Genomic DNA, 14,054 nt, shown 5'->3' with positions numbered 1-14,054 from the left:
TCCAGCATGTGGCCGCATCCTTAAGGTCTGTCATTGTTGAACCGCCGTATGGATTCCAGCTTTCGCTGGAATGACGGGTGAGAGGTGGAGATAAAGAACCGCTGAAATGCTTGTTGTTTTGCCGGCTTTGTCATGAATTGTTAACGCTCGTCCGTTAGAAAACATGGTGAATTGCGTTGACACAAGGCCTTGTTTCGTCAAAGTAACCAGATAAAAATTTGCAGCAGGAACGACTGAGCATGAACAGCCCCAAATGGAGCTCTAACGTCAAGAAAAGCGGCGGCGTTACCGGGGAAGCCAAACCGGCCCCGAAGAAACAGCCTGATTTCCGCATCGGTAATGTGGATTTTCTCAAGGTCGGCACCATCGCCATTTTCGGTGTGGAAGACCTTGAAGTGATTGAGAACATCGCCTCCAAGCTCAACCGGGCCAGCTCCATGTGCGGCCAGCTGGTGATGAGCCGTATGGGCGAGGAAGTGCCCGAGCCGGACAATCTGGACGTGGAGCCCGGCAACGAATGGCCGATGAAGCTCGAATATCGCGAGAAAATGGTGATGGATAAGGTATTCTGCATTCTTTACATGCAGGGCTATGACGACAACCAGGGCCGTAACTTCGCCTATGTGAACGTGCGCGGCGACCGCTTGGAAAACCTGCGTGAGAAGATGCTGGCGGGCCCGACCTTCAACCTGCCGGATTATTCCACCATCGTGCTGACGGGCGAAGGGATGCCGACGTTTGAGCATCGCGAGAAGCTGCAGCGCGATTACCTGTTTGGTGAGCGCCATACGAATGTGCGTATCTTCCCGCCGCTCTCTGAGGTGACCTAGGTTAGCGTGGCATCGCGACATGGAACCCTGCCCTTCGCGGCAGGGTTTTTTGTATGGTATTTTGAGTGGCGGGGTTTCATACTAATCTTATGAGAACACCTTCCATCCCCACCAGCATGCATGGCTGGCTGACGCATGACAAGCCCGATGGCAGCCTGCATCATGAGCGCTGCATCACCCCGCGCCCGGGCAAGGGGGAAATGCTGATTAAGGTGGCGGCAATCGGGGTGAACCGGGCGGATCTGTATCAGGCGGAAGGAGCCTATCCACTCAGGCCGGGCATGAGCCCGATTCCCGGGCTGGAGCTTTCCGGCCAGGTGGTAGCGACTGGCAAGGGTGTGGATGCTGCCGTGGTCGGCCAGTATGTGGCGGCGCTGGTGGATGGCGGGGCCTATGCGGAATATGCGCTGGCGGATGCAGGGCTGGTGTTCCCCCTGCCCTCTAAAGCTAAACTGCAGGAGGCCGCGGGTTTGCCCGAAGGGCTGATGACGGGGTGGATGGCCTTGAAGGCCGGAGGAAAACTGAAGCGCGGCGACAGGGTGCTGATTTATGGCGCAGCGGGGGGCATTGGCCCCATTATGGCACAGTTGGCGTTGCGGCTTGGGGCGCTGGTGATCGGCACGGCTTCATCAGATGAGCGATGCGTCATCTTGAAACGCCTGGGGGTGTTGCCCATTAACCATCGCACGCAAAAGCTGACGGAAACGGTGAAAGAGCTGACCGGCGGCCGTGGCGTGGATGTGATCATCGACACGGTGGGGGCGGAACGGGCGGCGGATAACATGGCCATGGCGGCACCGGGCGGGCGTATTGTGACGCTGGCCATGCAGGGGGGCGCGGAAGCCCAGTTGAAGCTCGGCGGGCTGCTGGTGAAGCAGCTGGAATGGCGGGGAATGATGCTCAGGGCGCAAAAAATCGCCCAAAAACGGGCCTGGGCCCGGATTATTCGCGAAAATCACTGGCCATATGGCCATTCATCTGGCATAAGGCCGGTCATCGACCGCGTGATGCCACTGGCCGAAGCCGATGGGGCTTTGTCCATCCTCCGGCAGCATGCGAACACTGGAAAAATCATTCTTACCGTTTAAGAGGCACGCCATGGCGAGCACCCAGAAAAAAGCCCCCGTCCTTAACACACCGCTGATGCCCAAGGCAACGGCCGTGTGGCTGGTGGAAAATACCGGCCTTTCCTTCGACCAGATCGCCGAGTTCTGCTCCATGCACCCGCTGGAAGTTCAGGGCATCGCCGATGGCGAAGTCGCGCAGGGCATCATCGGCATGGACCAGATCGCCAATGGCCAGCTGACCCGCGAGAATATCGAGGCCTGCGAAAAAGACCCGAAAAAGAAACTGGAAATGGCCAAGGGCGCGGTGGAATACCTGCAGCTGAAAACCAAAGGCACCCGTTACACCCCGGTGGCGCGCCGCCGCGACAAGCCGGATGCGATTGCATGGCTCATCAAGAATTACCCGGCCATCACCGATGGCGCGATCATCAAGCTGATCGGCACGACGAAATCCACCATCGCGGCCATCCGCGACCGCAGCCACTGGAACATGAGCAGCATCAAACCGCGCGACCCCGTGCTGCTGGGGCTGTGCACCCAGATCGATTTGGATAAGACGGTGGCGCGCCTGCGCCTGGAGCCCGCCGTAAGCGTTGACCAGCAAACCTCTGAAGAATAAAGCTTTTTAGAGCGCCCCCTCAAAACCCCGCTCCGGCGGGGTTTTTTGTTATGTGCTTGAAAAACATTTGTTTCAATTTTGTTTCATCTTTACCTTTCCTTTACGGATGGCGCGTAGGGTGAGGTTTAATAGACATTTACCATGAAGGGGAAATCCATGTCTCGTACGCAGTCGCGTCCTATTAAGGCCCAAGCCGGCCAAGAAGGCTTCACACTGGTGGAATTATCCATCGTACTCGTGATTATCGGTCTGATCATCAGCGGGGTATTGGTGGGGCAAAACCTCATTAAATCCGCCCAGCTGCGTTCGACTATCAGTCAGATTGAGCAGACGAATACATCCGTCAGTACCTTTCGTGGTAAGTTCAATGCCATTCCGGGCGATATTAACCGCGCCGTGGCCTTCGGTCTTGGAGGCGCTAACGGTAACGGCAACGGTCTGATTCAAGATGGTACCGGCGTCATTACCAACTATAACGCCGAAATTGAAAACTTCTGGGTACATCTGTCCGGCGCAAATATGTCGCCCACAACCTTTACTGCTGTGACGGCAACTTCCCCCACCGTTGGCACCAACTTTCCGCAATCCAAACATGGCCGTGGCGGTATCATCGCTCTGGCTGTGAACGGTTATAATAACTATCTGGTTGGCGCAAACTCTGCCACTGCCGCGACGATTGCTGGCGTATTCAGTCTGACGCTGGCTCCGGACGAGGCTTTCGTGCTGGATGATAAAATGGATGATAGCAAACCTCTCACGGGTATTGCTCAAGCTGTCGGCGCTGCCACGATGGCCGCACCGACCACTGTAGGCGCCGCCGGTGCTGCAAACTGCCTGGTGGATACTGATACCAGCACCACAGTAACCCCTGCGGATGATTACAACACCCAGTATACCCAACCAGTATGCGCCCTGCGCGTTCGCATGAACTAAGCTGAGTGCACTAAGTTTAAGGGCCAGCCTTCGGGCTGGCCCTTTTTGTTTGTAGAGCGCGCGGCGTGTGTTCGGCTGCTATAGCAATGTCAATGCTCCGTCGTGCATCTTGCTCGTCATTCCGGCGCAGGGCCGGAACAAGTTGTGTTATGGAATGGTCTTGTTGTTCAATGAACAGATGAATGGATTCCGGCCTGCGCCGGAATGACGTTCGTGAGGAGTGGGGCTTTGTAGGGCAGAACGGCCTAGTGATCCGCGCCGGGGCTGGTGCCGGCGCTTTTGCCGGGGTCGCCGGGGGTGGGGGCGGTTTCCTTGGCTTCGGATTCGGGCTTGAGGAGGATGACGCGCTCATCAGGGTGGGCGTAGCCGAGGTTCTTTTTGGCCTGCTCTTCCAGCATGTCGAGGTCGAGCGAGCCATCCTGAAGCAGCTTCACCTTGCTGTCCATTTCCAGCCGCTGTTTGGTGGCGGTGTCGGCTTCTGTCTGGATGGCGGCCTCCTGATGCTGCTTGCGCACCAGGGCGAGAAAGCCGCGATCGCCAAACACCAGACGCACGGCGAGGATTACCAGCACCAGCCCAAGCAGGGCGGCCAGCATCACCCACCAGTTCATGCGGCTGCTTCGGCGGCTGCGGAAGACTCGGCGGCGGGTGGTCATATGAGGCGCTCCCTGAAGCGTGGTTTCGACCTTTTATAATGGAGCCGGGAGGCAAGGTCACGATGGATGATGCATGGATTCCCGGTTCACGCGATGCGTGCCCGGGAATGACAAAATCTACCTTAGGCGGCTTTTTTGACCGATTTGGCCTTGGCGAGCTTGAGGGCGCCGCGGCCCGCGTAGCGGCCTGCCGTGCCGAGGGACTCCTCGATGCGGATCAGGCGATTGTATTTGGCCAGACGGTCGGAACGGCTGAGGGAGCCGGTTTTGATCTGGCCACAATTGACGGCCACGGCAATGTCGGCAATCGTGGAATCTTCCGTTTCGCCGGAGCGATGGGAGAGAACGGCGCGGTAGCCCGCCTTGTGGGCGATATCGACGGCTTCGAGCGTTTCCGTCAGGGTGCCGATCTGGTTCACTTTCACCAGCAGGGCGTTGGCCAGGCCTTTTTCGATGCCGGCGGTCAGGATGGCGGGGTTGGTGACGAAGAGATCATCGCCGACGAGCTGGATTTGTTTGCCGAGGCGCTCGGTGATGAGTTTCCAGCCTTCGTGATCGTCCTCGGAGCAGGCATCCTCGATGGAGACGATGGGGTAGCGGGCGACGAGGGCTTCGTAATAGGCCACGATACCGGCTTGATCGAGGCTCTTGCCCTCGCCTTCCAGCACGTATTTGCCTTTTTTGTAAAATTCGGTGGAGGCGGCATCGAGGGCGAAGACGATGTCGTCACCCGGTTTGTAACCGGCGGATTCCACGGCTTTGCTGATGAAGCCGAGGGCTTCGTCAGCGGATTTGAGGTTGGGGGCGAAGCCGCCCTCATCGCCGACATTGGTGTTGTGGCCCTTGTCGGACAGTTGTTTTTTCAGCGCGTGGAAGACTTCGGCACCCATGCGGATGGAATCCGCCATGGTTTTGGCGCCGACGGGCATGATCATGAATTCCTGGATGTCGATGGGGTTGTCGGCATGGGCACCGCCATTGATGATGTTCATCATCGGCACCGGCAGGGTGCGGGCGAGTGAGCCGCCGATATACTGGTAAAGCGGCAGGTCGGCGCTTTCGGCGGAGGCATGGGCGGCGGCAAGGGAAACGGCCAGGATGGCGTTGGCGCCGAGGCGGGATTTGTTGGCGGTGCCGTCGAGCTTGATCATGGCGGTATCCAGCGCCACCTGCTCGCTGGCTTCCATCCCGGTGAGGGCGTCGGCGATCTCGCCATTGACGGATTCGACGGCCTTCAGCACGCCTTTGCCGTTGTAGCGTTTCTTGTCGCCATCGCGCAGTTCGCAGGCCTCATGGCTGCCGGTGGAAGCGCCCGACGGCACGGCAGCGCGGCCGAAGGAGCCGTCTTCCAGCGTTACGTCCGCTTCCACGGTGGGGTTGCCGCGGCTGTCGAGGATTTCCCGCGCGCGGATGTCGATGATGGCGACCATGGGTTTGATTCCTTTGCTGAAACTTCAGGGATTACCTAGGGGGAGATGGGTATGGCGTCAAGAAGATACCCCCTCACCCCAGCCCTCTCCCTCAAGGGGAAAGGGAGCAAGGTTACAGCCTTGCCATGCATTACATATCCCCCCTTCTCCCTATCAGGGTGAGGGATAATATGGTTCATCAACCAATTGAAACCTGTTCTCATTTGGCGTAAAATGCCATTATCGCGTAAAAACCGCAGAAATTAAGGCTTTGGCAAGCTCGTGTTAAACGATTTTTCAATGTTATCCGGCATCATGGGTTACATGGGGGATTCCCCATTGATCTGTGACATGGATAAGGACGCTGATAGTGACACGCTGACGGCACCGCCACTTGTGGTGGCATCCGGCGCGGTAGAGCTGGCCACACGAACCAAGGTTCTGGCCGTTCGCCCGCCGATGTACAAGGTGGTGATGCTAAATGACGATTACACGCCGATGGATTTTGTGGTGACCACCCTGATGGAGGTCTTCAACCGCAGCCAGGCCGATGCCACCCGCATCATGCTGGACATCCATAATTTAGGCAGCGGCATTTGCGGGGTTTACACCCGCGACATCGCCGAAACCAAGGCCGAGATCGTCATCGAAAAGGCCCAAAGCCAGGGACACCCGCTGCAATGCGTGGTGGAACCGGAGCCCAAGCCCGCGATAAGCTAATTTTTACCAGCCCCTTTTATCCATGACGTGGAGACCTATCTGATATCCAGGAGTTAGGCTATGGCCATGCTGTCGAAAAACCTAGAGATGACCCTGCACCGGGCCCTGGCCATTGCACGGCAGTATCGCCATGAATATGCCACGCTGGAGCATTTGCTGCTGGCGCTGACCGAAGACCCCGACGCGGGCGTGGTGCTGCGCGGCTGTGGTGCCAGCCTGATCGAACTCCGTCAGAATCTGTGCGAATTTTTAGAGAATGAACTGACCGACCTGGTGGTGGATGAGCTGGCAGAAGCCAAGCCGACCGCCGGTTTTCAACGCGTGATCCATCGCGCCGCCATCCATGTGCAATCCGCAGGCAAACGCGAAGTGACGGGTGCGAACGTGCTGGTGGCGCTGTTCTCCGAGCGTGATTCCCATGCCGTGTATTTCCTGCAGGAGCAGGATATCGCACGCATCGATATCGTGAACTATATCAGCCATGGCATCGTGAAATATACCGAGCGCCCTGCCCCCGTTGCCGCCAACGAGGAAGGCTCGCCCGAACAGGCCGCCGCCGCTGCCGCCAAACTGGGCGCGGGCAATGCCAATGCGGGTGCGAAAGAGAAAGAAAAAGAGGAAAGCTCGGCGCTGGCGAAATATTGCCAGAACCTCAATAAACGCGCCGCCGAAGGCCGTATCGACGTGCTGGTTGGCCGTGAGGAAGAGATCGAGCGCACCATACAGATCCTTTGCCGCCGCCGCAAAAACAACCCGCTGCTGGTGGGTGAAGCGGGCGTGGGCAAAACCGCCATCGCCGAAGGGCTGGCGCTGCGGATTGTGAAAAACAATGTGCCGGAAGTGCTGAAAAAGACCGTAATCTTCTCGCTTGATATGGGCGCGTTGATGGCCGGTACGCGCTACCGCGGTGATTTTGAAGAACGCATGAAGCAGGTGATCCATGAGGTGGAGAAGCTGCCGCAGGCTGTTCTGTTCATTGATGAAATTCATACCGTCATCGGTGCTGGTTCCACCAGCGGCGGTGCGCTGGATGCGGGCAACCTGCTGAAGCCCGCGCTGGCACGCGGCAATTTCCGCTGCATGGGTTCCACGACTTATGGCGAATACCGCACGAGCTTTGAGAAGGACCGTGCATTGGCGCGCCGCTTCCAGAAGATCGACGTGAAGGAGCCTTCGGTTGACGATACGGTGAAGATCCTGCGCGGGTTGAAGCCCTATTACGAAGAGCATCACCAGATCCGTTACACGCTGGCCGCGGTGGAAGCCGCCGCCAACCTCTCCGCCCGTTTCATCACGGACCGCAAATTGCCGGACAAGGCCATCGACGTGCTGGATGAAGCTGGCGCATCGCAGATGCTGCTGCCGGAAAGCCGCCGCCGCAAGGTGATCGGCGTCAGGGAGATCGAGGATATTGTGGCGAAAATTGCGCGGATGCCAGCCAAGTCCGTCTCTGCCGATGATGCAGAGAAACTGCGTAACCTTGAAGGCGACCTGAAGCTGACCGTGTTCGGCCAGGATAAGGCCATCGAGGCACTTGCCAGCGCCGTGAAGATGGCGCGTGCGGGTTTACGCGAAATGGAAAAACCGATCGGCAATTACCTGTTCACCGGCCCCACAGGCGTGGGCAAAACCGAGGTGGCCAAAGCGCTTGCGCATTTGATGGGCATGGAGCTGATTCGCTTCGATATGTCCGAATATATGGAAAAGCATGCCGTGGCGCGCCTGATCGGCTCCCCCCCCGGTTATGTGGGTTTCGAACAGGGCGGGTTGCTGACCGAGGCGGTGGACCGCCAGCCTTATTGCGTGCTGCTGCTTGATGAGATCGAGAAAGCGCACCCCGATATTTATAACATCCTGCTGCAGGTGATGGATTATGGCAGCCTGACGGATAATAATGGCAAGACCGTGAATTTCCGCAATGCCATCATCATCATGACCAGTAACGCAGGCGCGGCCGAAATCAGCAAAACGCCGATCGGCTTTGGCGATGTGAGCCGCGCGGGCGAGGACCAGATGGCGATCCAGCGTGTGTTCACGCCGGAATTCCGCAACCGCCTGGATGCGATCATCGGCTTTGCTCACCTTGAGAAAGAGGTGGTGGGCATGATCGTGAACAAGTTCATCTTCCGCCTGGAAGAACAGCTTTCCGAGCGCAACATCACGATTACGCTGACGGCCAAGGCGCGCGACTACCTGTGCGACAATGGCTACGACCGCAGCAACGGTGCCCGCCCGCTGGCGCGCCTGATTCAGGAAGAGATCAAGAAGCCATTGGCGGATGAAGTGCTCTTCGGCAAGCTTTCCAAAGGCGGCAATGTGGCCATTGGCGTGGATAAGGCGGGCAGCAAGCTGACGTTCAGCTACCGCCCGGAAAAAGTGGTCGCCAAAGGCAAGGGCAACAAAAAACTGCCCGATAGTCTGCAGCTGGAAGATGAAGACGAGGAACTGGCCTAGTCAGCCATGCCCGTTTAATTGCTGAGCGCTGAAGAAGTTATGCCCGCGCCCGGTATGTGCAGCGTATCGATAAAAATTCTGCAGTCGGTTGCCTGTTTGTTCTGCATGGCAATGGATTGAAGCAGCGGATCACACTGGATAGCCGCCAGTCCACGGATGAAGGGCTCCAGCGCTTCGGCGAACTTCCAGCGGTAGGTCATGATGGCGTTGCTGCCCGGATGTTCCCTTACCAGCTTGTTCCATACCAGCCCGTTCGGCTCGCTCACCACCAGGGTGACCCGTTGCCTGCCCTCGAAATAGAAGCCCTGCTCCTCCATCTCATCCTTCACCGTATGGGTGTAGAGATTGTACATGCGATTAACCACCTGGGAAGGATCATCCTGCAGGGTGGCGACCCAGCGATTGCCGTCACGCGTCAGGTTCGGCGTTTTGCAATAGGGATAGGACAGATCGATGGAATGATTGGCCCAGTCCACCGTCACCTGTTCGCAGGCGATATCGTAAATGCTGGCGAGGAGAGTGCGTGCAGCCTGCTCATCGTGTGCGATGCGTGTCATGGTTCTGTCCAATCTTCTGACTGGGGAGGGTTATACTTACCCTCTGTGATAATTTGATGAAACAGATCAGTACGGTGTGGGGCCGGATTCATCCAGCGCTGTAAAATCCATATTGGCCATGAAATCCACAAAGCTGGCATATTGCTCGGTTGAGATGCCTTCCGGCAGGGGGGCATCCGTTAACAGACGCCGCCCGCTGCCGTCGTAGCTCACTTCGGGGGAAAAATTGGCCCGGGTGATGGAGCCCAACAGCTTTTCATCCAGGCTTATCCTGCACAGGGCGTCGATCATCTTTTCCAGCCTGCCCGCGGGCATGCGCCATTTCATCACCAGGCTGGGGCATGGCCTTTCCTGATAGCCGGGCTCATTGGGATAGCGGGTGAGGGAATCATATTCGCGAAAGGCGCGCGGCTCGCGGTAGGCGGAATCAAGCCGGGTGGGAAAAGCTTCCCTGAAACCGTGGCGGGCCAGCGGCTTTTGCAGAAAGGCATCGTAGATGGACCAGATGTCGTACTGAATGAGCCTGCCCATTCTGGAAATATCCGCCGATCCGGCGGGTAATGGGTATAGCAGCTCCAGGCAGCGCATCTCTTCATCGAAGCGAACACGGCTTTCCGGCAGGCCGAACGCCCTGGCCAGCACGCCGATGGCTGTTTGTTTCTGATCGTCTTCCTGCATGGAACCCTCGTTTTTCAGTGAGGGGTTTTAATGCCGGTGTGTGATAATTTGATGAAATCACGGCGAAGATAGGCTCAATCAGTGCTGGATTGTGGCATTGAGCCGTCGGACATAGTCTTCCAGCGATTCACGCAGCTCAGGAGGTGGGCTGCCCTCCCCCCTGGCGACGATGTGGCCGTGCCGTGCATAATCGACGGTGCGTTTTTTGCGGATCGTGTCGTTCATTTTGCGTAATTCGGCCAGGGTGGTGGCGAGGAAGATATAGCCCGTTTGCGCCGTTTGGCGGCGTTCGGCACATTCCACCAGCACATAGACGTGCTTGGAGAATTGTTTTTGCAGTGCCGTTAACCCGCTCATGTTCGCCTCATCCTGAAATGGCCTGCTGACCTGCGTTCAAGGCGTCGTTCACCAGTTCCTTGATGGCGCCGATCACGTCCTGGGGGGCCTGCCCCTGTTCCCTATTCGCCACGGCCTCCTCCATATTGGCCTGGATATGGCTGAATACGGCATTCGCCGCTTCGGCCCTGACATCCGACGGGGTGGCGGCATCCATGGAATAGTGGATGAATGCCTGTACCCATTGATTCACCGCCTCCCAGTTTATGCCGTCAGCATTGCCGGCCTCTTTTGCCAGTATGTTTGCCAGCCTGGTGACCTCTGATCGGTCAATCCCCAGGACTTGCACGTTCACAATACTGACTTCGGCGGGGGGCTGAATTTCCGGCTCGGCCGTCTGCGGCTGTCGATAGGCTTCCAATTGCTGCTTTGTCCATATGCCCGCCTGCTGCATGACCTGCTGCGGATCGAGCATGATCTTGCCGAGTTCGGCCATCAGTTCGTCGTCGCCCACGAGGACGAAAGGCTCTTCCGTAGAACGGGCCGTGTGCCGCAGGATGGCCATGGTGGCCAGGTTGTTGATCAGTTCATACACGGGCGCGGGCGAGGAAAGAAGCCCGACAATGTTGTTCAGATCGCTCTGGTAAATTTCCACCAGAAGGCCCTGCTGGTAGCGCACGATCCTGTCCGCCGTCAGGTTCATGCCGCGAGGGGCCGGTTTGTCCTGCACGGCGTCATCGCCATAAAAATCGCGCAATACGCTTATTACGCGGCTGCGAAGCTGCGCATACATATCGGGGGTTTTGTTGACCCTGTTAAGGATATTCTGAATGGCCGGATCGGCCATCAGGTTGAAGATCGCGCCATCGTCCTGGATATGGGCCATGGCGGTGGAAAGACGGTGGGTGCTTTCAACGGAATTATGCAGGGCTGTTCTGCATAGCTGGTTGGCTGTCCATGCGGCGCTGGCATGCGCCTTGCAAACCGCAATGGCATCCAGCTGCATGGCGCGTTCGCGAAATACGGGGTGGGCCGCGCAGCGCTCGTTGAATTCTTCCAGCCCCGGCGTGGCGGCACGCTGCTGCATATGCCCCAGCGCACCGCCGACCAGGTGCATGGCGCGGACGATCTTTTTATCCTCCGCACCAAGCTTTTCGCCATTCTCCTGTCTGGCATCAAGGGCGCGCATCTTTTCCTTCAAGGTTTCCATCACGCCGGAGAGCGTGTGGCGATAATCATCCGAAAGCGAGGGGCTTACCTCGATGGGAATAACATTCTGCGGGCGGCGCTTCGCGCATTCGGCAAGCATCTCCTTCAGGTTCATGGTGCTGCCCTGAATGTTATCATTCCAACAGTAAGTGAGAATGGTCATGGGGCCATCGGGCGGGGGCAATTCACCCACGCCCGCAGCCACAAACAGCACTGGCCCTCTATAATTTTCCTCATCGTATGGCTGACCGGTTCCATAATCGGCCCGGCCCATCAGTGCATTGATAAGGTCTTTCACATCCATATGGCTGCCGCGCACCTTAACAGGCGTTTCCACCGGACGGTATTGCTGCGTAGACTGGTCGAAATGCACCAGATACTGAATGTCAGCCGGGATCAACCGGTCAGGGTGGTCAGCTGGAAGTATGCTGGGGTTATCAAAATGCTTCAGATTGTGCAGCAGCAGCGTATAGGCCTGACTGTAGGTGTTGAGGGCTTCGCTGTGGCCACCGCAAAAACGCCTGAGCTGCTCCGGCGCGTCGGGCCGGATGATGAGGCCGACACGGCTGCGGCCGAATACCCGTACATCCTCCTTGATGGCCTCGAGCATTTCCAGCGCCAGTTTGCGCGCGTCGTTGGAATATCGCGATGCATCGTGCAGCTGTTTTGGGACGTAGACATCATGGTCGGGGTTTGTATCCCGCGCCATCCTGAAATGACCGGGCAGTTCCTCACGAATGCTACTGCGATGTTCCTGGCGGAAATGTTCGACCTCCCTGGTGCGCGCCGCTTTTTGACCCGTCTGACTACAGAAATGAAGATTGCCGGCAATATCATGCTTGCCGCCCATCATCACATAAGGCCGCACCACGACAGGAGCGCCGTCCTTCTTCATGCCAAAAAGCGCGGGCATGGCAGTTGGCATGGATTGCATGTCGCTTCGTAATTTCCCGCCTACTCCTGCCTGGTCCTCCACACTTACCCAGGCGTTGGCCATAACCGGCATGCCCTGCGGGTCCTGATACATGCTGCCAAAGCTATTCAGGTGATGCTCGAATGCGCGCGGCCTCGGCACCAGCATGCCGGCTTCGTTTTCCACAATGAAGACAGGGCAGATGATCTCGTCGCGGTGAAGTATCTGGTCGGCCATCTGACGGAGCCTTCCCAGGCCCCAACCCCTTCCCTCCGAAGCCGGTTGCGCCGCATGCTCGACGATGTAGGGCGTGTTTGCTGGAAGCCCTTCCGGATAGTGTTTGCGCCACTCCGGCGGTAACCGATTTGCGTTAATGACCGCATCCGAAATCTGAACCGGGCATTTCACGGGGCCTTCCGCGGTTTGCAACTCCATGAGCATGAGGGTGATGCCGTCTTCCCGGACAATACGTTTGCCAAGCTGCTTGTCCGGCTCGTTTACCTCCAGGCACCATCCCTGCGCCGTGAGTTGTTCGCTCAACTCCTCCACGGACCGGGGAGTGTTTACGGACGTGACCCCGATGGTTTGCCCGGCATAATAAATACCGCGAAAATCCTTCTGTTCACTGATCGGGTGGCTCATCAGCACACCGGCAATCAGCCCGTTGAAATAATCAAACTTGCCGCCGGCGGCTTTGATTTTATTAATTTCGCCGCGGGCATCGGGCAACAGGAAGGGTTTGGCGGCCTGCAGCGCAAAGTTGGTGGCCACCTTTCCGGGCCAGCTTTTGTTGGTGCCGTTTACAAAGCTGTTGAACATACGGTCCAAGGTGGCGGCAAACTCGGTTCCGCTCAGGCGCTGCATCACGGCGGGCAGGATTTCCGCCATCTGGTAATAGTTGGAATCCCGCATTTCCGCCGGCAGGCTGGAAACGGTGGATTCCAGCTCGGTGATGGAATGCAGCCTGAAGTCATAGCCGCCCATGCCGCCTGCGTATTTCAGACAACCCCGCATCATGGCGCTATCCATGCCGGGGGCATGGAGGTGATGAACCGCCGATAGCAGTTCCTGCGTGCTTTGCAGTGGTATCTTCGGCTTATGCATTTTATACCTTTCACGCGTGATGGTAGCGCAATATGTTAAATTTTTAACTAATTTGGCCTGTTTTCTGATGGTTATCCCCCCTTTCATGCGCGATGCGCTTGCGGAAGCCCAAAAGGCCTCAAGCTCAGCTGAAGTGCCGGTTGGCGCGGTGCTGGCACACCAGGGCAAGGTGCTGGCGGCGTTCGGCAATGAGGTGGAGCGGCGCAAAGATGTGACCGCGCATGCCGAAATGCTGGCCATTCGCGCCGGGGCGGAGATTCTGGGCGAGGTAAGGCTGCCGGAATGCGAGCTTTACGTGACACTGGAGCCCTGCCCCATGTGCGCGGCGGCCATCAGCTTTGCCCGCATCAAAAAACTGGTGTTCGGGGCCTATGACCCCAAGGGCGGCGGGGTGGAGCACGGGCCGCGCATCTTCAGCCAGCCCACTTGCCACCACGCGCCAGAGGTGATCGGCGGCATCATGGAGGCCGAATGCCGTCAGCTGCTGAGGGATTTTTTTCAGGCAAGGCGTTAAGCTTTATGCTTAACAAGGTTTCCCATATCGGATAATCATTCCGGTCTAAAAACTA

At 57.7% G+C, this 14,054-nt stretch carries 13 protein-coding genes; 7 read left to right on the top strand and 6 right to left on the bottom strand.

Annotation, left to right across the window (positions count from 1 at the left end; all coding sequences use genetic code 11):
• Nucleotides 1-239: 239 nt before the first annotated feature.
• The 4 genes from GC177_02750 to GC177_02735 all read left to right on the top strand — a co-directional run bounded on the left by GC177_02750 (nucleotide 240) and on the right by GC177_02735 (nucleotide 3,449).
• Nucleotides 240-830, top strand: coding sequence for a hypothetical protein (locus GC177_02750; GenBank protein MBI1274874.1), 591 nt, complete (start codon nucleotides 240-242; stop codon nucleotides 828-830).
• 89 nt (nucleotides 831-919) lie between these two features.
• Nucleotides 920-1,918 (top strand): zinc-binding dehydrogenase, encoded by a 999-nt coding sequence (locus GC177_02745; GenBank protein MBI1274873.1) that lies wholly within the window; start codon nucleotides 920-922, stop codon nucleotides 1,916-1,918.
• Between the two features lie 10 nt (nucleotides 1,919-1,928).
• The gene (locus tag GC177_02740) at nucleotides 1,929-2,516 is read left to right on the top strand and encodes a DUF1013 domain-containing protein (protein MBI1274872.1); all 588 of its coding nucleotides are present in this window, start codon (nucleotides 1,929-1,931) and stop codon (nucleotides 2,514-2,516) included.
• A 141-nt stretch (nucleotides 2,517-2,657) separates the two neighbouring features.
• Nucleotides 2,658-3,449: a prepilin-type N-terminal cleavage/methylation domain-containing protein gene (locus tag GC177_02735; GenBank protein MBI1274871.1), complete on the top strand. Its 792-nt coding sequence runs from the start codon at nucleotides 2,658-2,660 to the stop codon at nucleotides 3,447-3,449.
• A gap of 245 nt (nucleotides 3,450-3,694) precedes the next feature.
• Here the strand turns inward: GC177_02735 and GC177_02730 are convergent, their stop codons facing one another.
• Both GC177_02730 and GC177_02725 read right to left on the bottom strand, forming a co-directional pair.
• The gene (locus GC177_02730) at nucleotides 3,695-4,105 is read right to left on the bottom strand and encodes a hypothetical protein (protein MBI1274870.1); all 411 of its coding nucleotides are present in this window, start codon (nucleotides 4,103-4,105) and stop codon (nucleotides 3,695-3,697) included.
• Between the two features lie 122 nt (nucleotides 4,106-4,227).
• Nucleotides 4,228-5,535 (bottom strand): phosphopyruvate hydratase, encoded by a 1,308-nt coding sequence (locus tag GC177_02725; GenBank protein ID MBI1274869.1) that lies wholly within the window; start codon nucleotides 5,533-5,535, stop codon nucleotides 4,228-4,230.
• A 330-nt stretch (nucleotides 5,536-5,865) separates the two neighbouring features.
• Between GC177_02725 and clpS the strand changes: the two genes are divergently transcribed.
• Nucleotides 5,866-6,234, top strand: coding sequence for an ATP-dependent Clp protease adapter ClpS (gene clpS / locus GC177_02720; protein MBI1274868.1), 369 nt, complete (start codon nucleotides 5,866-5,868; stop codon nucleotides 6,232-6,234).
• A gap of 66 nt (nucleotides 6,235-6,300) precedes the next feature.
• Nucleotides 6,301-8,688, top strand: coding sequence for an ATP-dependent Clp protease ATP-binding subunit ClpA (gene clpA, locus GC177_02715; protein MBI1274867.1), 2,388 nt, complete (start codon nucleotides 6,301-6,303; stop codon nucleotides 8,686-8,688).
• A gap of 14 nt (nucleotides 8,689-8,702) precedes the next feature.
• On the opposite strand, the gene GC177_02710 is transcribed toward clpA, so the two are convergent.
• The 4 genes from GC177_02710 to GC177_02695 form a co-directional block, all read right to left on the bottom strand.
• A complete protein-coding gene (locus GC177_02710) occupies nucleotides 8,703-9,245 on the bottom strand; it encodes a hypothetical protein (GenBank protein MBI1274866.1) in 543 nt (180 codons plus the stop codon).
• A gap of 66 nt (nucleotides 9,246-9,311) precedes the next feature.
• The gene (locus GC177_02705) at nucleotides 9,312-9,923 is read right to left on the bottom strand and encodes a hypothetical protein (protein MBI1274865.1); all 612 of its coding nucleotides are present in this window, start codon (nucleotides 9,921-9,923) and stop codon (nucleotides 9,312-9,314) included.
• Nucleotides 9,924-10,001: 78 nt separating this feature from the next.
• Nucleotides 10,002-10,280 carry a hypothetical protein gene (locus tag GC177_02700; GenBank protein MBI1274864.1) on the bottom strand — a complete coding sequence of 93 codons (279 nt, stop codon included), beginning with the start codon at nucleotides 10,278-10,280 and terminating at the stop codon, nucleotides 10,002-10,004.
• Between the two features lie 7 nt (nucleotides 10,281-10,287).
• On the bottom strand, nucleotides 10,288-13,398 hold the full coding sequence (locus GC177_02695; GenBank protein ID MBI1274863.1) for a hypothetical protein: 3,111 nt from the start codon (nucleotides 13,396-13,398) through the stop codon (nucleotides 10,288-10,290).
• A 172-nt stretch (nucleotides 13,399-13,570) separates the two neighbouring features.
• On the opposite strand from GC177_02695, the gene GC177_02690 reads away from it, so the two are divergent.
• Nucleotides 13,571-13,999, top strand: a complete 429-nt coding sequence (locus GC177_02690; protein MBI1274862.1) for a nucleoside deaminase — start codon at nucleotides 13,571-13,573, stop codon at nucleotides 13,997-13,999.
• Nucleotides 14,000-14,054 lie beyond the last annotated feature (55 nt).

It is taken from the genome of bacterium (genome assembly GCA_016124905.1).
Taxonomy (GTDB): domain Bacteria; phylum Pseudomonadota; class Alphaproteobacteria; order Rickettsiales; family RI-342; genus RI-342.
This window is presented reverse-complemented; position numbering and strand designations above follow the sequence as displayed.